The following is a 20,345-nucleotide window of genomic DNA, read 5'->3' as shown; positions in this document are numbered from 1 at the left end:
TAGTCCACGCCGTCGTCGAGGCGTAAACCAGCGTCCACCGCAACCCGTCCAACGTCCGTGACGACGGCCGACGCCCTTCTGAGTAGGACGGGATGGCGATAGATGCGCACTGATTTGGGTCGGCCGACAACAGAAATATTTTTGATTTGCAGAAATTTTCTGCTTGACACGATTTCCGTAAATCCGAACTGATTTGCCCGTCGGGTCGTTTTGACGCACTTAACCGTCATTGCGAGCGCAGCGAAGCAATCCATAGCGCGGCTTGGGGCAATGTGGATTGCTTCGCTCCGCTCGCAATGACGCGGAGAGGACGACATCCAAATCAAGCTGTCACTCCCCGATCAACGCCAGCCACTCGTCTTCTGTCAGCACAGCCACCCCAAGCTCGCGCGCCTTAGTGAGCTTCGACCCCGCATCCTCGCCAGCGACGACATAGTCCGTCTTCTTCGACACCGAGCCCGCGACCTTGGCGCCGAGGCGTTCCGCCACGGCCTTGGCCTCGTCGCGGGTGAATTTGGTCAGCGAGCCCGTGAACACCACGGTCTTGTCCGAGACCGGCGAGCTCTTGCGCGGCCGTTCGGCCGCCTTCACCTCGATCTCGCGCAGGAGTTCGCCGAGCGCCTTCACATTGCGCGGTTCGGCGAAGAACTCGACGACGGCGTCGGCGACGATCTCGCCGATGCCGCCGATATTGTTGAGGTCCTGATAGGCCTCGGTGGTATTCTCTTCGTCCTGGCTGCCCTTGGCGGCGGCCAGCATCGTCTCGCGAAAATTATCGATGGTGGCGTAGTGCCGCGCCAGCAGTTTTGCATTGCCTTCACCGACATGGCGAATGCCAAGCCCGTAGATCAGGCGATGCAATTCGATGCTGCGGCGGGCGTCGATCGCGTTGAACAGGTTGCGCACCGAGGTCTCGCCATAGCCCTCGCGTTGCATCAGCTTGCTGGTCGAGCGGGCATCGCGCTTCTGCAGCGTGAAGATGTCGACCGGCGACATCACCAGACCATCCTCGTAGAACTCCTGGATCTGCTTGTCACCGAGCCCATCGATATCGAACGCGAGCCGTGAGACAAAATGCTTCAACCGTTCTGTCGCCTGCGCCGGGCAGATCAAGGCGCCGGTGCAGCGCCGCACCGCCTCGTCTTCCTCGCGCACCGCATGGCTGCCGCACACCGGGCAGGTGTCCGGAAATTTGTACGGCTTTGCGTTCTTCGGCCGCTTGTCCATGACGACGCTGACGACCTGCGGGATCACGTCGCCGGCGCGCTGAACGACGACGGTGTCGCCAATGCGCAGGTCGACGCCGTCGCGGATCGGATTGCCGTCGTTGCCTATGCCCTTGATGTAATCTTCATTGTGCAGCGTCGCGTTGGAAACCACGACGCCGCCGACCGTGACCGGCTCGAGCCGCGCCACCGGCGTCAGCGCCCCGGTGCGGCCGACCTGGATGTCGATGCCGTTGAGGATCGTGGTCGCCTGCTCGGCCGCGAACTTGTGCGCGATCGCCCAGCGCGGGCTGCGCGACACGAAGCCGAGGCGCTCCTGCCAGTCGAGCCGGTCGACCTTGTAGACCACGCCGTCGATGTCATATCCAAGCGCGGCGCGCTCCTCACCGATCTTGCTGTAGAATTTGAGAACGTCATCGACGTTCTTGCAAAGCTCGGTCCGCGGGTTGACGACAAAGCCGGCTTTGTCCATCCACTCCAGCATGCCGTGCTGCGTATCGGCCGGCCGCTCACTCATCTCACCCCAGGTATAGGCAAAGAATTTCAGCGGCCGCGACGCGGTGATCGAAACATCTTTCTGGCGCAGCGAGCCCGCCGCCGAATTGCGCGGATTGGCAAACACCGTATCGTCAGCTTCCGCCTGCTTCTTGTTCAGCTCGAGAAAATCCTTCTTGAGCATGTAGACTTCGCCGCGCATTTCGCAGGCCGCCGGAATGCTGCGGCCCTTCAACGTGTGCGGAATATCCTTGATGGTGCGAACATTGGCGGTGACGTCCTCGCCGGTGAAGCCGTCGCCGCGGGTAGCCGCGCGGACCAGTTCGCCGTCTTCGTAGCGCAGCGACAGCGACAGGCCGTCGATCTTCGGCTCGGCAACCAGCGCCGGAATGTGGTCGACATCGAGCTTGAGAAAGCGCCTGACGCGATCGACGAACTCGGTGACGTCCTCGTCGCTGAAGGCGTTGCCGAGCGACAGCATGGGGACGGCGTGCTGCACTTTTGCGAACCCGCGCGCCGGTGCGGCGCCGACTTTCTGCGACGGCGAATCCGTCGTGACCAGATCGGGATACTTCGCCTCGATCGCCTCCAGCCGCTGACGCAATGCGTCATAGGCGGCATCCGAGACGGTCGGTGCATCCTTCTGATAGTAGCGCTCGTTATGCGCCTCGATTTCCAGTGCCAGCCGCATCAGTTCGACCTTGGCCTGGGCCTTGGTGAGCTTGGCAACGTCGGTGAGGGTTTTTGTCTTTGCTGTCTTGGACATGACCGATCAATACGATGAAGAAGATTTGGAGAAAAGACGGGAAGGAACTCAGGCGTTCCCCGGATGCTGCGCAGCGCGCCGCCCTTGCGGCGTGGTGCGCTGCTGATCCGGGGTCCACAACAACGGTCTCTTGTGGGTCCCCCGATGTGCAATTGCACATCTGAGCTCTGCGGAGCAGCGCGAAGAGCGCTGCACCGCGTCCGGGACACGAGAAAGGTTACGCCGTCGCCGCGCGCAGCAGCCGGTCCGCCGCGGCCCTCGCTTCCGCGGTGATTTCCGCGCCGGCCAGCATGCGGGCGATTTCCTCGCGGCGGTGGTCGGCGGCGAGCGCGTTGACGCGGGTGGCGACGCGTTTGCCCTTGTCCATCGCGTCCTTGGAAATCAGGAGATGATGGTTGGCGCGGGCGGCGACCTGCGGCGCGTGCGTCACCGCCATGACCTGGACCTTGCCGGCAAGCCGCGCCAGCCGGGCGCCGATGGCGTCCGCCACCGCGCCGCCGACGCCGGTATCGATTTCGTCGAACACCAGCGTGGGCGCCGAGCCGCGGTCGGACAGCACCACCTTGAGCGCCAGCAAGAAGCGCGACAGCTCGCCGCCGGAGGCGACCTTCATCATTGGCCCAGGCTTGGTGCCGGGATTGGTCTGGACCCAGAACTCGATGCGATCGATGCCCTGCGGGCCCGGCGATGCGGCGTCGGTTTCGACCTGCGCCGTGAATTTGGCGCGCTCCAGTTTCAGCGGCGCCAGTTCGGCGTTGACGGCCTTGTTGAGCTTTTCCGACGATTTGGTGCGGGCGGCGGAGAGTTTGGTTGCTGCCGCGGCATAGCGCTTGTCGGCTTCATCAGCGGCAGCTTCCAGCTTCTTCAATTGATCCGCGCCGGCATCGATCAGCGCGACGTCGGAGGCATATTTCGCGGCCAGCGCCGCCAGCCCCTCGACCGGCGTCGAATATTTGCGCGAGGCGGCGCGGAGCGCGAACAGGCGCTCCTCGATCCGCTCCAGCTCGGCCGGATCGAAATCGGCGGCAATCAGCGCGGCGCTGAGATGCTGATCGGCCTCCTCCAGCGCGTTGATCGCGATATCGATCGCCTTCACCGCGGGCTCGACCAGCGCAGGCGAATTGGCGGCGCGGCGCTCCAGCCGCCGCACCGCGGCCGCCAGCGCCGGCACCGGCGAATGGTTGCCGCCGACGGCCTCCTGCGCCTCGCGCAGATCGCTGGCGATCTTTTCGCCCTGCATCATGGTGGTGCGGCGTTCGGCGAGCTCGGTTTCCTCGCCTTCCCTGGGCCGCAGCGCTTTCAATTCGTCGGAGGCGTGGCGGAGGTAGTCGGCTTCGCGGGCGGCGCGCTCCATGCCGGCGCGGTGGGCGTCGAGCGCCGTGTTGGCGGTGCGCCTGACATCCCACAGCACCTCCAGCGCGGTCACGTCTTTTTCCAGCCCGGCGAAGGCGTCGAGCAGTTGCCGGTGGGTCGAGGCATCGACCAGCGCGCGTTCGTCGTGCTGGCCGTGGATCTCGACCAGCGCAGCACCAACGGCTTTGAGCGTCTGCACGCTGATCGACTGGTCGTTGATGAAGGCGCGGGTACGCCCGTCGGCGAGCTGCACGCGGCGCAGGATCATTTCCCCGGTATCGTCGAGGCCGTTTTCGGAAAGGATCTTTGCGGCCGGATGGCCCTTGGGCACATCGAAGGTGGCGGTGACCTGTCCCTGCTCCACGCCATGGCGGACCAGCCCGGCGTAGCCGCGGCCGCCGAGCGCCAGCGCGAAAGCATCGAGCAGGATGGATTTGCCCGCGCCGGTCTCCCCGGTCAGCACCGCGAGGCCACGGGAAAACTCGATATCGAGCCGATCGATCAGGACGATGTCACGGATCGACAGACGCGCCAGCATGCCAGGTAAATTCCTAACCGAGACCCATCTTCTTGAAGGCCCTGGAAATATAGGAACCCTGATTCTCGCTCGGCTCGAGACCGCCGGACTTTACTAGATTATAGGCGTCCTTGTACCAGCGGCTGTCAGGAAAATTGTGCCCTAGGACGGCGGCGGCGGTCTGCGCTTCGCCGACGATGCCGATCGCTATGTAGCCCTCGGTGAGGCGAAACAGCGCTTCCTCGACATGGCGGGTGGTCTGATAGCGGGTGACCACGGTCTTGAAGCGGTTGATCGCCGCGGTGTAGTCGCGCTTTTTCATGTAATAGCGGCCGACATCCATTTCCTTGCCGGCAAGCTGGTCACGCCCGCCTTCGAGCTTGGCCTTGGCGCTGGTGGCGTATTCCGAGGTCGGATATTTGCGAATCACCTCTTCGAGCGCGGCGATCGCCTTTTCGGTGCGGCCCTGATCGCGCGAAATATCCGGGATCTGGTCATAGTGCGAGGCGGCGATCAGATATTGCGCATAGGCGGCGTCGGGGCTGCCCGGATGCAGCGTGACGTAACGGGTCGCCGCGCCAATGCAGCCGTCATAGTCGCCGGCTGAGTAGAACGAGTAGGCCGACATCAGCAGCGATTTGCGCGCGTAGTCGGAATAGGGATGCTGGCGGTCGACTTCCTCGAATTTCTTCGTCGCCGCCTTCGCATCCTTGCGCTGGTTCATCAGGTACAAGCCCTCATTATAGAGCTTGTCCGCGGGCTCCTCGACGAAGGTGTCGTCCTTGGCGGTGAACTTGTCCCACAGCGAACCAGTGCCGCATCCGCTCAAGGGGACGGCCAGCGCGATCAGGCCCGCCGCCAGCCGGAGCGACCGGGCAGCCCGATGAAGGCGAGAAATACCCGCTGATTTGCATGGTTCGAGCGTCATACGCTGTGCCGACATGAAATGTGAGACCTGACGCCTTTTACGCAGTTGTAGCTACGCAGTTGATAGCGGTGCGGTTGGTGGTTGAGCCCGTCCATCCATGAACCGCAGTCATGAACGCAATATTCCCCAAGCCCAATATTCCCTGGCCCCATATTCCCAAGCGCACAATATTTGTGGCGTCCTGTATTCGTGGCGCCCTGTCGTGCAACCGCGAGCCTATCTAGCCGAAAAATGGTCCTTAACCAACCGAATACGCAGGCATTTCGCCCGGATTAAGGCGGCAAGACACCATCGTTACTAATTGTGGTTACTACGGAAATTGGAACGGGCGGCCGGAAAGGCGAGCTTCAGGACAACTCAAAACGAAAGTCCGGACAGTTCAAAATCGAAAGTCAGGACATTTCGAAAACGAAAGTCAGGAAACGTCCGGGCCATAGGCCGGGGCGACCATACCGCCGACCATTCCGGCGCCGGCTTCGACGCGGGGGCGGCGTGCCGGTTCGGCTTCGACCACCCGCCAGGCGCTGCGATCGGCCATCAGGGCCGTCAGCACCGCGTGGTTGAGCTTGTGGCCGCCACGGGACGACCGGTAGGCGCCGAGCAGCGGTAGGCCGGCCAGCGCGAGATCGCCAATCACGTCCAGCACCTTGTGGCGGGCGCATTCGTCGCTGTAGCGCAGGCCTTCAGTGTTGAGCAGACGGGTCTCGTCGAACACCACCGAATTCTCAAAGGACGCGCCGAGCGCGAAACCGGCGCTCCAGAGCCGCGCCACGTCATTCATGCAGCCGAAGGTCCGGGCGCGGGAAATCTCGCGGCGGAAGCTTTCGGGGCTCAGATCGAGCGAATAGTTCTGGCGGCCGATCACCGGATTGGCGAAGTCGATCTCGACCTCGGCGCGGAAACCGTTGGCATGGGGGCGCAGTTCGCCGAAGGAATCACCGAGCGAGACCTGCACCGGCTTCAGCACCTGGATGAAGCGGCGCGCGGCGGACTGGGTCACGATGCCTGCCTGATCGATGGCGGCGACGAAGGCAGCCGCGCTGCCGTCCATAATCGGAACTTCCGGGCCGTCGACTTCGATGGTGGCGTTATCGACACCCATGCCCCGCAGCGCAGCAAGCACATGCTCGGCGGTGGAAACGAGCGGGCCCTGGCGGTCGCCGAGTACGGTCGCAAAGTCGGTGGCAATCACGGATTCCGCGATCGCGGGAACTTCACGGTCGGCATCGTCAAGACCGGTGCGGACAAAAATAAAACCTGCGTCGACAGGCGCAGGTCCGATGGTCAGATTAACCGGTATACCAGAATGAACGCCGACACCTGTCACGGTGGCTTGCGACCGAAGCGTTGTCTGACGGCTGAACTTCATTCGATAATCGCCCACTACCCGACTTTACCAAAAGGCAGGAACAGTCCGCTTTCGCGCCGAATCTGCTTCCGGTATCCCCAAGTCACGGCAGACCATAGTCACTGCCCTCAAGCGCACAACTCACGGTTTTTTACCGATTGTTACCCTATCTCTGCCGCATTCACGCCAAGGCTTAACCAAATTCCGGCGCGGCCCGGCCTCGTCCCGGCGGCCGCATCAGATCACGTAATTCATAATTAATCATTTAATATCAGTGACTTGATTACGAAGCTGTGATGCCTCGCACTGCCCAAGAAAAAGGCCCCGGCTGATACCGCCGGGGCCTTTTGGGTTGCCTGAATTGTAACAAAACCTCAGTTGGACTGCCGCCGAAGGAAGGCGGGGATATCAAGATGGTCGTCGCCCTGTGGCGCCGCGGCAACAGGTGCGGGGCGGCCGTGGACATCCAGACCCTGCGGCGCCGGACGGCGGGCATACTCAGATACCGGCTCGTTACCCATCTGCTGGGCGACGGAACGCTGCGGTTTGCGCTCGGGGAGCGGCGGCAGCGGCGCCATCGCCGGACCGGAGGCGCGGGCCGCGATCGGCGGCTCGCTCTCTTCGTCGCGGCGGCCGAGGCCGACATTGGCCAGGCGCTGCAGCAGCGACAGCCGGGTCTTCTGCGGATGCTCTTCCTCCTGCTCGCCGCGGGCCTGCCGGATTTCGGCCTGGGCCGGCATCGGAAGGTCCTCGAACTTCGGCATCCGCGGTCCGCGGGCCGGCGCACGTTCGGCCGCCTGCGGGATGAAGGTCTCCGGCAGCGCAGCCTGCGCTTCCGGCTCGGCGCGGGCCGCCTCGTTATGGTCCGGGAACAGCGTCGGCTTCTGGGCAATCGGGCGAACCGTGACGTCGCCATAGGAGCCGGCCTGCAACGGCGCCTGGGCCTGCGGCACTTCCGGTGCGACGGCGGCGGCAATGGCGGCGAGCGCGGCACGCTCGACGCTGTTGGACGCGCGCTGCTGCGGGGCGGCGGCGGGAACCGGGGGTGGCGAGGCCTGCTGCACGGGCGCGGGAGCCTCGAGCTTCTGGGCGCGGTCGGCAAGGCGCTGGTTGTCAGCACGCAGCCGTGCGGTGAGATCGGCCAGACGGGTGTCCGGCGTCGAGGCGGGCGCGTTGGTCACGACAGCGGGGGGCGCTGCCGCGTTGCGGGCGATCAGCGCCTGTTCGATGCCGGTGGCCACGACGGAGACGCGGATCACGCCGTCGAGGTTTTCGTCGAAGGTCGCGCCGACGATGATGTTGGCGTCCTGGTCGACTTCCTCGCGGATGCGGGTTGCGGCTTCGTCGACTTCGAACAGGGTCAGGTCCTTGCCGCCGGTGATCGAGATCAACAGGCCGCGCGCACCCTTCATCGATGAGTCGTCGATTAGCGGATTGGCGATCGCAGCTTCGGCCGCGGTCAGCGCGCGCTTCTCGCCGGTGGCTTCGCCGGTGCCCATCATCGCCTTGCCCATCTCACGCATCACGGCGCGGACGTCGGCGAAGTCGAGGTTGATCAGGCCTTCCTTGACCATCAGGTCGGTGATGCAGGCGACGCCCGAATAGAGCACCTGGTCAGCCATCGCGAAGGCGTCGGCGAAGGTGGTCTTTTCGTTGGCGACCCGGAACAGGTTCTGGTTCGGGATGATCAGGAGCGTGTCGACCACCTTGTGCAGCTCGGAAATGCCCGATTCGGCGGTGCGCATGCGGCGCTGGCCCTCGAAGTGGAACGGCTTTGTCACCACGCCGACGGTGAGGATGCCCATCTCGCGCGCGGTCTTGGCGATCACGGGGGCTGCACCGGTGCCGGTGCCGCCGCCCATGCCGGCGGTGACGAACACCATGTTGGCGCCGGTGAGATGATCGCGAAGCTCGTCGATGACCTCTTGCGCCGCGGCCGCACCGACATCGGGCTGCGATCCGGCGCCGAGGCCCTGGGTCACTTGCGTGCCCATCTGCACGATGCGCTGGGCCTTGGACATGGTGAGCGCCTGCGCGTCGGTATTGGCGACGACGAAATCGACGCCCTGCAACCCGGCAGTGATCATGTTGTTGACGGCATTGCCGCCTGCTCCACCGACGCCGAAGACGGTGATCCGCGGTTTCAGCTCGCTGATGTCAGGGGGTGTCAGATTGAGTGCCATGGTTGCCTCTCGATTATTACGCGCGCGTTGGTTCGCCCCGGCCGACGGCCGCAGGAGTGGGTGCAGAAGTTGGTGAATGTGAATGTCGTTTGGTATGAAAACCGGTCATCAGAAGCCCTCTCGCAGCCATCGTCCGACCCTTCCGAAATAGCCGTCAGTCCCTGTCCTGAGCTGCCGCGTATGCCGCGGTTCGACGTGTTCGAGGTGTGCGTATTGCGGATAGACCAAGAGGCCCGCGGGCACCGCGAACGAAGCGCTCTTGGCCTCATTGGGCAGCCGGCCGAAGCCGAGCGGGCGACCGATGCGGACCGGCCGGTTGAGAATGCGGGTGGCGAGTTCGACGGTACCGGTGAGCTGGGACGCGCCGCCGCTCAGGACAACCCGCGCCCGCGGCTCTGCCGCAAAGGGGGAATCCGCGAGCCGGTCCCGGACCATTTCAAAGATCTCCTCGGCGCGATGCCGGACGATGTTCGCGATCGTGGCGCGCGAGACGATCTGCGGCGCATCGCGCTCGTCATCGCCTGCGGTCGGTACGGACATCAGCTCGCGCGCGTCTGACCCGCCGGTCAGCACGGTGCCGTATAAGGTCTTGATTCGCTCGGCATCCGCAATGCATGCGCCGACGCCGCGTGCAAGATCCATCGTCATGTGTTGCCCGCCGACCGCAAACCCCGAGGCGTGCACAAAGCGTCCGGCCGAATAGGTCGCGATCGTGGTCGACCCGGCGCCCATCTCGACCACGGCGGCGCCGATGTCGGCTTCGTCGTCGGTGAGGACCGAAAGGCCCGCCACATAAGGACTTGCCGCCATGGCCTCGACGTTGAGATGACAACGCTCGACCACCAGCATCAAATTCTTGGCCACCGTCGCATCGGCCGTCACGACGTTCATGTCGACGCCGAACTGCCGCGCCACCATGCCGCGGGGATCGCGGATGCCCTTGACGCCATCCAGCGTGTAGCTGACCGGCAGCGCGTGCAGCACGGTGCGGCCTTCGCCGGTGGCGTGGCGCATGCCGGTGGACGTCACGCGGGTGACATCATCAGAGGTGACCGAGCCGCCTCTGATATCGGCGGCGGCTTCGACCAGCTGGCCTTGCAGCCGGCCGCCGGAGACCGACAGCAGAACGGATTCGACGCGGACCTTGGCCATGCGTTCGGCCAGCGCCACCGCCTGGCGCACGGCCTGTTCGCATTCGGCAAGATCGACCACCGCGCCTGCCTTGACGCCGCGCGACTGGATCTGGCTGTAACCGATCAGCTCAACCGCGTGGCTGCGGCCGCGCAGTGCTTCGTTCGGCGGCGACGGCTTCAGCCGCGCGATCATGCAGGCGATCTTGCTGGTGCCGATGTCGAGCGAGGCCACCAGCGCGGTGCGCTTCTGCGCCATCGGCCGCGTCTTCGGGGTCTGGTTGCGATCGAGGCCGGTCATGCTGCGTCACCGGCTTTTTTCTTGGTCTTCTTGTCCTTGAACAGTTCCTCGCGGGCCTTCGCCGCATCTTCGGACAACAGCACCGTCAGCCGGTCCGGAAGGCGCATGTCGACCACGACGATGTCGCGGGAGAACAGCCTGTCCTCCTTGTCGAGCTTGCTCAGCAGCGCCAGCGCATTGCCGACGTCGTGTTCCGGCAGGCGGATATCGAGACCGTCCTTGAGGCGCAGGTTCCAGCGCCGCTCGCCGACATAGATCGCAGCCTTGGTCACGCTGCGGACCTGCGGATAGCGATCCAGCAGCGCCAGGAAGTCGCGCGCCTTGTCGGCGGCGCCCTTGCCCACCACCAGCGGCAACGAGATGAAACGCCGCGACATATAGGGTTCGAGCACCGCGCCGTCCTCGGCGATGACGGACAGCCGGCCGTCCTGCTGCCACAGCGCGAACGCGGTACGTTCGACGATGTCGATCTGCAGCCGGCCGGGATAAAGCTTCAGGATCGCGGCGTCCGATATCCAGGGATTGGTCTTGAGCTTGTCGCGCACCGTGGCGGCATCGAGGAACAGCAGCGAGGAGCGGCCGTTGACGCCGCCGATCGCGAGCACTTCATCCTGGCTCAGCTGCTTGCGGCCGTTGATGGCCACCTCGGTGATGCGGAAGCCGGCCGAATTCGCCAGCGCGTTGCGGGTGTCGCTGAGGGCTGCGACGAACTCGTCGACATGGCCGCCCTTGACGACACCAAGCGACACGCTGCCGAGCAGCATCAGCACGGTCAGGGCGACGCCGGCACGGTTCGGCAGGTAACGTTCGAGCAGAAGGATCAGGCGGTTCGGCGGTTCGCGGTCGATCACCCGCTTCGCCCGCACGCGGGCGCGAAGGCCCAGCCGCTCGCGCAACAGCACGACCGCTCCGATAGCGGCGGCTTTCAGGTCAGCTTGGGGCCCCAGCGATCGCAGCGATCGAGCGAGGCGTCCTGCACCATCCATTGCACGAGCTCGTCAAAAAGTTGTTCCCGCAAAAAGGCTTGCGGGCTCTGGCGCACGTGATGTCTCGGTGATGCCGGGATGGGTTAAGACCTCGGTTGTGAGGAGGCCATTTTTCCCTCGATGCGATCGTCGAAGCGGAAATCCGCAACAGCTTACGCCCCGGCAGCCAAGCGCCACATGCGCCGCCAGCGTTAACCTTCGGACTTCCTGGTAAACAAAGGGTAAATCTGGCCGGTCAGAGGCGTGTTTTGAGCAGCCTTGTGAGTAGTTTGCCGGGCATTGGTTAGGATTTTAGTAATATTTCATCCGGGCGGGGCGGGTTCCCTCACCTGACGCATTAACTTGGCGAATCACCCCCGCCTGTCGACGCGCTTTTCGGCCAGCACGACCTGGTCGCGCAGGAAATCGGAAAAATCGATTCCCTGGGCCTTCAGCGCCTTCGGATACAGCGAGGCCGCGGTCAGTCCCGGCAAGGTGTTGGTCTCCAGATAAACCAGCCCCTTGGCCGAGACGATGAAATCGCTCCGGGAATAGCCGCTGCACGAGAGTGCCCGGTGCGCCCGGTGCGCCTGGTCCATCAAATCAGCGGTGATCTCGGGCGAAAACCGGCCCGGACAGATCTCCTGGGTCGATTTGAGCAGATACTTTGCCGTGTAGTCGAACGCACCCTCGCCCGGGATGATCTCGACCGGCGGCAGCGCCATGATGGTGCCGTCGGATCGCTCCAGCACGCCACAGGTGGCCTCGACGCCGGAAACGAACGCCTCGATCAGATATTCCTCCGATTTGGCGGCATTCCGAACCGCGACGAGGTCCTGCTTGGCGTTGACGAAGATCAGGCCGTAGCTCGATCCGTCCCGCGCCGGTTTCGCAATCAGCTTGCCGTATTCGGCAAACGCGGCATCGATATCATCGAGCGCGATGCCTACCGGCGTCTCCACGCCCGCAATCGCCGCAAAGCGCTTGGCCGCGGTCTTGTCGAAGGCCAGATTTGAGGACGCCGAGCCGGAGCCCGTGAACGGAATGCCGCGCATTTCACACATCGCCTGCAGTTCACCGTTCTCCGCCCTGCCCCCGTGCAGGCCGAGCACCAGCACGCGATCTTCGGCTTTCGCTTTATCGAGCGCCGCTTCCAGCGCGACGCCGCGATTGCCGGGCTCAAATACGTCCTCGAACGGCCGCTGGTGATTGAGCAGGGCTTCCGACTTCACGTCGTGCACGGTGTCGGCGACATGCCAGAACCACAGGTCCGCCTCCGGCAAGGCGCGATGCAGCGCCTGCGCGCTCGCCACCGAAACCAGCCGCTCCTTGTTGGTGCCGCCGAAGAGAATGGTAATCCGCATCAGCTTTGTCCGATTCCGATCCGCTTGATTTCCCAGTGTAACTCTATTCCGGAATTTTCCTTAACCCGCGCGCGCACGGTTTCGCCCAGCGTTTCAATGTCATGCCCGGTCGCGTTGCCAGTATTGATCAGGAAGTTGCAGTGCATTTCCGACACCTGTGCGCCGCCGACGCGCAAGCCGCGGCAGCCGGCGGCATCGATCAGCTTCCAGGCGCTGTTGCCGGGCGGGTTCTTGAAGGTCGAACCGCCCGTCTTTTCGCGGATCGGCTGCGCGGTCTCGCGATGGGTCTGCACCTCCTCCATCCGCGCCCGGATGGTTTCGGGCGCGGCAATGGCGCCGCGGAAACGCGCGGAGGTGAAGATGATGGAAGGATCAACGCCGCTGTTGCGATAGACGAACTTCATGTCGGCATTGGTGAAGGTGTGCTTCGTGCCGTCGCGGCCGATGCCGGTGGCCTCGATCAGGACGTCCTTGGTCTCGCTGCCATTGGCGCCGGCATTCATGCGCAGCGCGCCGCCGATCGTGCCGGGAATGCCGAACAGGAATTCCATGCCGCCGATAGCGGCCGATGCCGCGGTTTCCGCCACGCGCTTGTCGAGCGCGGCGGTGCCTGCGCTGACTACATCGCCTTCCGCGCGGGTCTCGCCGAACGCGCGCGGCGACAACCGGATCACGACGCCGAGAATGCCGCCATCGCGCACGATCAAATTGGAGCCGACGCCGACGACATAGACCGGCAATTCGTTCGGCAGGTTCTTCAGGAAGTACGCGAGATCGTCTTCATCCGACGGCGTGAACAGCACCTGCGCCGGACCGCCGACGCGAAACCATGTCAGTTCCGCGAGTGATTGATTCGCCAGCAGCCGCCCGCGCAGGTCGGGCATTGCGGCCTTGAGATCGGGGGCGATGTCGGGGAAGGTCACGAAAGCTCTCTCAACTCGTCATGGCCGGGCTTGTCCCGGCCATCCACGTCTTGCAGACTACCCGCATGGCAGGCGGCTATGTCTACATTCTGACCAATCGTCCGAATGGTATCCTCTATGTCGGCGTGACGAGCGATCTCGTCCGCCGAGTATTCGAGCATCGCTCGGGGTTCGTCGACGGCTTTACCAAGCGATACGGCTTGAAGCGGCTGGTCCATTTCGAACAATTTGACGACATCCGTGACGCCATCCAGCGCGAGCATAATATCAAACACTGGTCGCGTGCCTGGAAGGTTCGGACGATTGTCGCTGCAAATCCAGATTGGGACGATCTCTATCCGACGATCACGCAGTAAAGACGTGGATGGCCGGGACAAGCCCGGCCATGACGGAGTTGGAGGTGATAGGCCCCTCACCCCAACGCCTTCAGTTCGCCGGGCAGCGCGTAGGCCCATTGGGTGATGTTGCCGGCACCGAGGCAAACCACGTAATCGCCATTATCAGCGATGCCGCTGATCACCTCGGCCAGTTCGGAAGAATTTTGCAGCGGAATGACCTCGCGATGGCCGTGCGCGCGCAGGCCGAGCACGAAATGGTCGCGGTCGATGCCTTCGATCGGCGCCTCGCCGGCCGGATAGACTTCGGCGACGACGACCGCATCGGCGTCGTTGAAGCAGGTACAAAATTCCTCGAACAGCGATTGCAGCCGGGTGAAGCGATGCGGCTGCACCACGGCGACGATCTTGCCGTTGGTGGATTCGCGCGCTGCCTTCAGCACCGCTGCGATCTCGACCGGATGATGGCCGTAATCGTCGATGATGGTGACGCCGTTCCATTCGCCGGTCTTGGTAAAGCGCCGCTTGACGCCGCCAAAGCCCGCCATCGCCTTGCGGATCACCTCGCCGGAAATGCCGAGTTCATGCGCCACCGCGATCGCCGCCGTCGCATTCGAGGCGTTGTGGCGTCCCGGCATCGGCAGCATGATGTCGGATATCTCATGCGTAGCGCCGGTCTTGCGGTTGCGGAACACGACCTTGAACTTCGAGCCGCCGCCCATCGGCGTGAGATCGACCAGCCGCACATCGGCCTGCGGGTTCTCGCCATAGGTGATGATGCGGCGATCCTCGATCTTGCCGACGAGGGTCTGCACCACTGGATGATCGGTGCACATCACGGCAAAGCCGTAGAACGGCACGTTCTCGACGAAATTGCGGAATGCATCCTGGATCGCCTCGAAAGTGTTGAAGTGATCGAGATGCTCGGGATCGATGTTGGTGACGATCACGACATCGGACGGCAGCTTCAGGAACGTGCCGTCACTCTCGTCGGCTTCCACCACCATCCAGTCGCCCGCGCCCAATCGCGCATTGGAGCCATAGGCATTGATGATGCCGCCATTGATCACGGTCGGATCGAGGTCGCCGGCGTCGAGCAGCGTCGCGACCATCGTCGTCGTCGTGGTCTTGCCATGGGTGCCGGCGATCGCGACACAGCTTTTCAGCCGCATCAGTTCGGCCAGCATTTCGGCGCGGCGCACCACGGGAATGCGCTGGGCGCGCGCCGCCATCAGTTCGGGATTGTCGCGCTTGATCGCGGTCGAGACCACGACCACGTCGGCGCCGTCGACATTCTCGGCCTTGTGTCCGACCGAGACCGATATGCCCTTGTCGCGCAGCCGCGTGACGTTACCGCTTTCAGAGGCGTCCGAACCCTGCACGGTATAGCCGAGATTGCTCAGGACTTCGGCGATGCCGCTCATGCCAATGCCGCCGATCCCGACGAAGTGGATGGGTCCGATCTCGCGCGGCAGTCTCATGCGTCAATCCTTAGCTGTCATCGCCCGCGAAGGCGGGCGATCCAGTACTCCGCGCCGCCGTTCAGTCCAATCAGCGGCGCAGCGTACTGGATGCCCCGCTTTCGCGGGGCATGACAAGAGCTTTTTCCGCCTAGATTCCGGCAACTTTCTGCACCAGATCGGCCAGCCGCTCGGCAGCGTCCAGCCTGCCCACGGTGCGGGAGGCGGCGGCCATCTCGGTAAGCTTGGCCGGCTCGGCGGCGAATGCGGAGATTTCAGCAGCCAGGCGGTCCGGCGTGAACTCCGCCTGCGCGATGCGCAGCGCGCCGCCGACCTTGGCCAGCACGCCGGCATTGGCGAACTGGTCCTGATCGATCGCGCCGGGCAGCGGCACCAGAATCGAGGGCCGGCCGATCGCGGCGAGTTCGGCCACGGTGCCGGCGCCGGAGCGCGAGACCACCAGATGGCTGGAAGCCAGCCGCGCCGGCAAGTCCGTGAAGAACGGCGCCAGCTCTGCGCTGATCTTGAGCCGGTCATAGACCGCGCGCACCCGCGCCATATCCTCTTCGCGCACCTGTTGCGTCAGGATCAGCCGGCTCCACAGCACCGGCTCCAGCCGTTCGATCGCCGGCGGCACGATGTCGCTCATCACGCGCGCGCCCTGGCTGCCGCCGACCACCAGCAACCGAAGTGGTCCGTTCGCCTCGGGCGAGGCAAAGGGTATCGCGGCGGCGGCCAGGATCGCCGGACGCATCGGCGTGCCCACCGTCGTTGCCTTGCTTGCCAGCGCCGGATCGCGATCGAGCACGCCCGGCAGCGAGGTCGCGATCGCGTTGACTCGGCTTGAGAGAAACCGGTTGGCGCGGCCGAGCACCGCGTTGGCGTCGTGGATGAGGCTGGGCACGCCGAGCAATCGGGCCGCCATCAGCGGCGGCAGCGTCGGATAGCCGCCGAAGCCGATCACGGCCGATGGCTTCAGCCGCCGCACCAGATTGAGCGCTATGAGGCCGCCATAGCCGAGCATGACAGCGGTACGGGCCAGCGAGATCGGATTGCGGCCGCGCACGGTCTCGCTCGGCACCACGTCGATATTGTCATTGGCTTTGGAGAACAGGCCGCTGTAGCGCAGCGCGCGGGCGTCGGTCGCAAGCCGCACGCGAAAACCGCGTTTGATTAGTTCGACGCCGAGCGCCTCGGCCGGAAATAAATGGCCGCCGGTACCGCCGGCCGCGAGCAGGATAAGGGGTGCGTTTTTTTCCATGGGAGGTCTTTTACAGACAACAAACCGTCATTGCGAGCGCAGCGACGAATGCGGTTCTCTTGCCCCGGGCGCAGCGTAGCGCGCCGCCCTTCGCGGCGTGGTGCGCTGCTGAACCGGGGCCCATTGCCGCGACGTTCTGGGTCCCGGATCTTCGCTTCGCTTGTCCGGGACACGAGAGCCTACGCGTAACTCCGCACCGCGTTGGCATTGTTCTGCGACTCGATCTCGGTGCGCGGGCGCTGCCGCGTCAGCGCCAGCATCATGCCGACGCCGTAGGCCAGCGAGATGATGGAAGAGCCGCCATAGGAGATGAACGGCAGCGTCATGCCCTTGGCGGGGATCAGCTGCAGATTGACCGCCATGTTGATCGCGGCCTGCACGCCGAACAGGATGGCGAGGCCGGAAGCGGCAAACCGGGAGAACATGTCCTCGCTGGCATAGGCGCGCAGCAATGTGCGGATCACGACAAAGGCGAACAATGCCACCAGCGCCAGGCACAGGATGATGCCGAACTCTTCCGCCGCCACCGCGAACACGAAATCGGTGTGGCTGTCCGGCAGGCTGCGCTTGGCGATGCCTTCGCCGGGTCCGAGCCCGAACCAGCCGCCGTTCCAGAACGCATCCATCGCCATGTCGAGCTGGAACGTATCGCCCGAGCCGGGATTCATGAATCGTTTGATGCGGTGCGCGACGTGCGGCACCAGGAGATACGCGCCGAACAATCCGGCTGCGGCGGCGCCGGCAAGACCGGCCACCCAGATCATCCGCATGCCCGCGATGAAGAACAGCGCCCCCCACACCATCAGGATCAGCATGGTCTGGCCGAAATCCGGCTCCATCACCAACAGCGACACCAGCAGCAACAGCAGCACCATCGCCATCGAGGTCGCCGGCATCTCCGGACGCTTGGTCGATTCCGCAAACAGCCACGCCGCGATCACGACGAAAGCCGGCTTGGCGGATTCCGAGGCCTGGATGTTGACGCCGAGCAACGTGATCCAGCGCCGCGACCCCTTGACCTCGGGGCCGAACATCAGCGTCGCCACGATCAGCACGATCGAGACCGCAAATACCAGCAGCGCCCCACGGCGGATGTTCTTCGGGGACATGAAGGATACCCCGACCAGCACGATGAAGGACGGCAGCAGGAACAACACGTGCCGGTTGAAGAAGTGGAAGGGATCGAGCCCGATCCGGGTCGCCACCGGCGGGCTCGCCGCCAGCGACAGGATGAGGCCGCCCACGACCAGCGCGATGATCGCCGCGAGCAGCAGTCTATCCACGGTCCACCACCATTCCGAGAACGGGGTGCGTTGGTCACGGGCGAGCATGGGCGTCCCCAAATGGCAGAGGTCTCCCATTGGTGGCGGAGGATGGTTTCCAAGGGGTTAACGAATTGGTTGGCTTTGAAATTTGGGCACAGCCGCGCACCACAAAAGGTCGTCATACCTGCCGCGGCCAGAATGCCGGCTCACCCAACTTCGCGGATGATGGCAACTGAGAGCGGGCGTCTTCGCGGAATCAGACGGGGGTACAGTTCCAATCCGCTGGGCAGCTTCGTGATTACCTCACCGCCGTTCCGCTGGGTCAACGTGAGGATGGTATAGAGGAGGACATGTGCCGGCGCGTCGAGATACGCGACGGAGACGATCATATGATCCGGCAGACGACGGCGTTGAAAGAGAACACCGATCCGGAATGGATTCTGCCAATTCGTGACAGGACCATGAAGCTGCAGGTCGACGGAAAGACCAACAGGTTTAGCGGATCTAACCGATGTCCACAGCACCGACAGGCCGGAGCGACGATCGCGCAAACCGTCGGCGGTGATCTCGAGGACGGGATCGCCACGCGCAGCGTCCCAGAAGCAGGCAAGTGCGGCGCCCATCGCCGCCCCCCCGAAGTACAGCCCGCATGTAAAAGTAAAGAGCAGGATCAGGGATGCGAAGGCTCCTTTCGGAGTTAGGAAATCATCCCACATCCCGTGAACGACAAGCACGGGAAGCATTGCGGCCACCGGAAGAAAAATCACGGCGTTCACAAGGAAGAGAATGCCGAGCCAGGCGTTCTTGACTCCGTGCGGCCACGCTACGATCGGCAGCGGCACAGTCATCGGCGGAGGGACCGGGTTGCTCAATGTAAGCGCGCCGGGTATCTCGACCGTCTCGGTCGTGGTTTCACTCTCGCTCAAGGCCACCCTCGACTTTTCGAAGAGTCCAAAGCCCCTCGTCGGTCTACATGTGGTGCGAACCATGGGTGAATCGAGAACGATATCCATCAATTCCGGTTGAGAGATGATGGATTTCGTGAAGGGTTAATGAGATGGAGACGGGAAGGACACGGCGGCCCCTCGTCATCACTTTTCCCCGAACGGGAGTTGGCGTCAGGCAGCCGGAAATTCTAGGATAATGCCGACTAAGACAAAATTGGGGGAGAAACGCCATGCGCCCGCTGGTCCACTTCATTATCGCGTCGGTGCTCGCCGCATTGCCGCAGGCTGCATCCGCCCGGGATGCCGACAACTGGGTGGTGTCGTGGACGGGTTCGGTCCAGGGCCCCTATCCCGTCGGCAACCCGTCCGCCCAGCCCGACCAGAAATTTGCGTTCCCCGATCCTGCGGCCGGCGCGCGGGATCAGACCTTTCGCCTGATCGTGCGGCCCGATCTGTGGGGAAAACAGGCCCGCATCAGGCTCAGCAACGCATTCGGCACCAAGCCCGTGACGTTCGACGGCGTTTGTGCCGGCCTGCAATTGGGCAGTGCGGCGCTGCTCCGCGGCTCCAACCGCCTGGTGACGTTTGGCGGCAAGATGTCCGTCACCGTCCCACCCGGCGATTCGGTCTGGAGCGATCCTGTCACGCTGCCGTTCGCAGGGCAGCCTGATCAGCTCGCCGGCCGCCGCCTCGCGGTCAGCTTTCACATCGTGGGCGAAAGCGGCCCGATGACCTGGCACGCCAAGGCGCTGACGACGTCTTACGTCACCGCACCCGGTGCGGGATCCAAGGGCACGTTGGAGGACGAGGCGGCATTTCCGTATACGACCGCGTCGTGGTTCTTCCTCGATGCGATCGAGATGACGGCACCGACCGACGCCTTCGCCATCATGGCGTTCGGCGATTCCATCACCGACGGCACGGCGTCCACCATGAATGGCGACGACCGCTGGCCCAACGTGCTCTCGCGCCGCCTCAAGGCAATCCATGGCAACAAGGTCGCGGTGGTGAACGGCGGCATCGGCGGCAACCAGATCGCCGGGCCTGCCGAGTACGGCCCAGGCAAACCGTTCCCCGGCGGTCCTGCTTCGGGCCAGCGGCTCGAGCGCGACGTGCTCTCGCTCTCCGGCATCTCCAGCCTGATCTGGCTGGAAGGCATCAACGACTTCAGCAAGAACGGCAACGCCGAAAGCGACAAGGTCATCGCAGCCATGAAAGACGGCGTCGCCCGGCTGCGCGCGAAATGGCCGCATGTCCGCGTATTCGGCGCGACCGTGACGACAGCGCTCGGCAGTTCGAGCGCCGCCCATGGCTTCCCCGAACAGGACGCCAAACGGAAAGCGCTGAACGACTTCATCCGCACCTCGGGCACATTCGACGGCGTGATCGATTTCGACAAGGCGACCCTCGATCCGCAATCGGGCGGCCTCAAGGTAGAATTCGTCCCCGACAGCACCACCGGCGGCGCCGGCGACAAGCTGCATCCCAATCGCACGGGTTATCTGGCGATGGGTCAGGCGATCGACCTGGACTTGTTCAAACCGGTGCGCGCCGGCCGGAGTGCGAAGAAGCAATAGC

At 64.0% G+C, this 20,345-nt stretch carries 16 protein-coding genes and 1 pseudogene; 2 read left to right on the top strand and 15 right to left on the bottom strand.

Features of this window, described 5'->3' with window-relative positions; translation table 11 throughout:
* The 11 genes and pseudogenes from JQ641_RS18420 to murB form a co-directional block, all read right to left on the bottom strand.
* Positions 1-326, bottom strand: a 326-nt coding sequence (locus tag JQ641_RS18420; RefSeq protein ID WP_211997386.1) for a hypothetical protein, incomplete at its 3' end; no start/stop codon positions are given.
* Between the two features lie 4 nt (positions 327-330).
* The gene (gene ligA, locus JQ641_RS18415; RefSeq protein ID WP_211997385.1) at positions 331-2,487 is read right to left on the bottom strand and encodes an NAD-dependent DNA ligase LigA; all 2,157 of its coding nucleotides are present in this window, start codon (positions 2,485-2,487) and stop codon (positions 331-333) included.
* Between the two features lie 217 nt (positions 2,488-2,704).
* Complete coding sequence (recN, locus tag JQ641_RS18410; RefSeq protein ID WP_211997384.1) at positions 2,705-4,378, bottom strand: DNA repair protein RecN; 1,674 nt, start codon at positions 4,376-4,378, stop codon at positions 2,705-2,707.
* Positions 4,379-4,391: 13 nt separating this feature from the next.
* Positions 4,392-5,300, bottom strand: coding sequence for an outer membrane protein assembly factor BamD (locus JQ641_RS18405; RefSeq protein ID WP_211997383.1), 909 nt, complete (start codon positions 5,298-5,300; stop codon positions 4,392-4,394).
* 400 nt (positions 5,301-5,700) lie between these two features.
* Positions 5,701-6,654, bottom strand: coding sequence for a UDP-3-O-acyl-N-acetylglucosamine deacetylase (gene lpxC / locus JQ641_RS18400; RefSeq protein WP_211997382.1), 954 nt, complete (start codon positions 6,652-6,654; stop codon positions 5,701-5,703).
* Between the two features lie 353 nt (positions 6,655-7,007).
* Entirely contained in the window at positions 7,008-8,816 is a 1,809-nt protein-coding gene (gene ftsZ, locus JQ641_RS18395; RefSeq protein ID WP_211997381.1) for a cell division protein FtsZ, read from the bottom strand.
* Between the two features lie 108 nt (positions 8,817-8,924).
* Entirely contained in the window at positions 8,925-10,247 is a 1,323-nt protein-coding gene (ftsA, locus tag JQ641_RS18390; protein WP_211997380.1) for a cell division protein FtsA, read from the bottom strand.
* On the bottom strand, positions 10,244-11,233 hold the full coding sequence (locus JQ641_RS18385) for a cell division protein FtsQ/DivIB (RefSeq protein WP_211997379.1): 990 nt from the start codon (positions 11,231-11,233) through the stop codon (positions 10,244-10,246). The genes ftsA and JQ641_RS18385 overlap by 4 nt, the downstream gene beginning before the upstream one ends.
* Positions 11,173-11,506, bottom strand: a pseudogene (locus tag JQ641_RS37990) (D-alanine--D-alanine ligase); the annotation flags it as partial. The gene JQ641_RS18385 and the pseudogene JQ641_RS37990, both read right to left, overlap by 61 nt.
* 77 nt (positions 11,507-11,583) lie before the next feature.
* The gene (locus tag JQ641_RS18380; RefSeq protein ID WP_211997378.1) at positions 11,584-12,576 is read right to left on the bottom strand and encodes a D-alanine--D-alanine ligase family protein; all 993 of its coding nucleotides are present in this window, start codon (positions 12,574-12,576) and stop codon (positions 11,584-11,586) included.
* Complete coding sequence (murB, locus tag JQ641_RS18375) at positions 12,576-13,499, bottom strand: UDP-N-acetylmuramate dehydrogenase (RefSeq protein WP_211997377.1); 924 nt, start codon at positions 13,497-13,499, stop codon at positions 12,576-12,578. Before murB ends, JQ641_RS18380 begins: the two co-directional genes overlap by 1 nt.
* A 20-nt stretch (positions 13,500-13,519) precedes the next feature.
* Here murB and JQ641_RS18370 point away from each other — a divergent pair, with 20 nt between their 5' ends.
* The gene (locus tag JQ641_RS18370) at positions 13,520-13,855 is read left to right on the top strand and encodes a GIY-YIG nuclease family protein (RefSeq protein WP_211997376.1); all 336 of its coding nucleotides are present in this window, start codon (positions 13,520-13,522) and stop codon (positions 13,853-13,855) included.
* Between the two features lie 56 nt (positions 13,856-13,911).
* Here JQ641_RS18370 and murC read toward each other — a convergent pair whose 3' ends face one another.
* From murC to JQ641_RS18350, 4 genes are all read right to left on the bottom strand, one after another.
* Positions 13,912-15,315 carry a UDP-N-acetylmuramate--L-alanine ligase gene (gene murC / locus JQ641_RS18365; protein ID WP_211997375.1) on the bottom strand — a complete coding sequence of 468 codons (1,404 nt, stop codon included), beginning with the start codon at positions 15,313-15,315 and terminating at the stop codon, positions 13,912-13,914.
* A gap of 130 nt (positions 15,316-15,445) precedes the next feature.
* Positions 15,446-16,555 carry an undecaprenyldiphospho-muramoylpentapeptide beta-N-acetylglucosaminyltransferase gene (murG, locus tag JQ641_RS18360; protein ID WP_211997374.1) on the bottom strand — a complete coding sequence of 370 codons (1,110 nt, stop codon included), beginning with the start codon at positions 16,553-16,555 and terminating at the stop codon, positions 15,446-15,448.
* Positions 16,556-16,734: 179 nt separating this feature from the next.
* The gene (ftsW, locus tag JQ641_RS18355; protein WP_211997373.1) at positions 16,735-17,886 is read right to left on the bottom strand and encodes a putative lipid II flippase FtsW; all 1,152 of its coding nucleotides are present in this window, start codon (positions 17,884-17,886) and stop codon (positions 16,735-16,737) included.
* 140 nt (positions 17,887-18,026) lie between these two features.
* Complete coding sequence (locus tag JQ641_RS18350) at positions 18,027-18,746, bottom strand: hypothetical protein (protein ID WP_211997372.1); 720 nt, start codon at positions 18,744-18,746, stop codon at positions 18,027-18,029.
* Between the two features lie 251 nt (positions 18,747-18,997).
* Here JQ641_RS18350 and JQ641_RS18345 point away from each other — a divergent pair, with 251 nt between their 5' ends.
* Positions 18,998-20,344: a GDSL-type esterase/lipase family protein gene (locus JQ641_RS18345; protein ID WP_211997371.1), complete on the top strand. Its 1,347-nt coding sequence runs from the start codon at positions 18,998-19,000 to the stop codon at positions 20,342-20,344.
* Position 20,345: the final 1 nt, after the last annotated feature.

Origin of the sequence: Bradyrhizobium sp. JYMT SZCCT0180 (assembly GCF_018130165.1) — a bacterium.
Lineage (GTDB): Bacteria > Pseudomonadota > Alphaproteobacteria > Rhizobiales > Xanthobacteraceae > Bradyrhizobium.
This window is presented reverse-complemented; position numbering and strand designations above follow the sequence as displayed.

Excerpts from the sequence above, each read along its gene's own strand:
- ligA (WP_211997385.1), bottom strand. The coding sequence starts at position 2,487 with ATGTCCAAGACAGCAAAGACAAAAACCCTCACCGACGTTGCCAAGCTC.
- recN (WP_211997384.1), bottom strand. The coding sequence starts at position 4,378 with ATGCTGGCGCGTCTGTCGATCCGTGACATCGTCCTGATCGATCGGCTC.
- JQ641_RS18405 (WP_211997383.1), bottom strand. The coding sequence starts at position 5,300 with ATGTCGGCACAGCGTATGACGCTCGAACCATGCAAATCAGCGGGTATT.
- lpxC (WP_211997382.1), bottom strand. The coding sequence starts at position 6,654 with ATGAAGTTCAGCCGTCAGACAACGCTTCGGTCGCAAGCCACCGTGACA.
- ftsZ (WP_211997381.1), bottom strand. The coding sequence starts at position 8,816 with ATGGCACTCAATCTGACACCCCCTGACATCAGCGAGCTGAAACCGCGG.
- ftsA (WP_211997380.1), bottom strand. The coding sequence starts at position 10,247 with ATGACCGGCCTCGATCGCAACCAGACCCCGAAGACGCGGCCGATGGCG.
- JQ641_RS18385 (WP_211997379.1), bottom strand. The coding sequence starts at position 11,233 with ATGGATGGTGCAGGACGCCTCGCTCGATCGCTGCGATCGCTGGGGCCC.
- JQ641_RS18380 (WP_211997378.1), bottom strand. The coding sequence starts at position 12,576 with ATGCGGATTACCATTCTCTTCGGCGGCACCAACAAGGAGCGGCTGGTT.
- JQ641_RS18370 (WP_211997376.1), top strand. The coding sequence starts at position 13,520 with ATGGCCGGGCTTGTCCCGGCCATCCACGTCTTGCAGACTACCCGCATG.
- murC (WP_211997375.1), bottom strand. The coding sequence starts at position 15,315 with ATGAGACTGCCGCGCGAGATCGGACCCATCCACTTCGTCGGGATCGGC.
- murG (WP_211997374.1), bottom strand. The coding sequence starts at position 16,555 with ATGGAAAAAAACGCACCCCTTATCCTGCTCGCGGCCGGCGGTACCGGC.
- ftsW (WP_211997373.1), bottom strand. The coding sequence starts at position 17,886 with ATGCTCGCCCGTGACCAACGCACCCCGTTCTCGGAATGGTGGTGGACC.
- JQ641_RS18345 (WP_211997371.1), top strand. The coding sequence starts at position 18,998 with ATGCGCCCGCTGGTCCACTTCATTATCGCGTCGGTGCTCGCCGCATTG.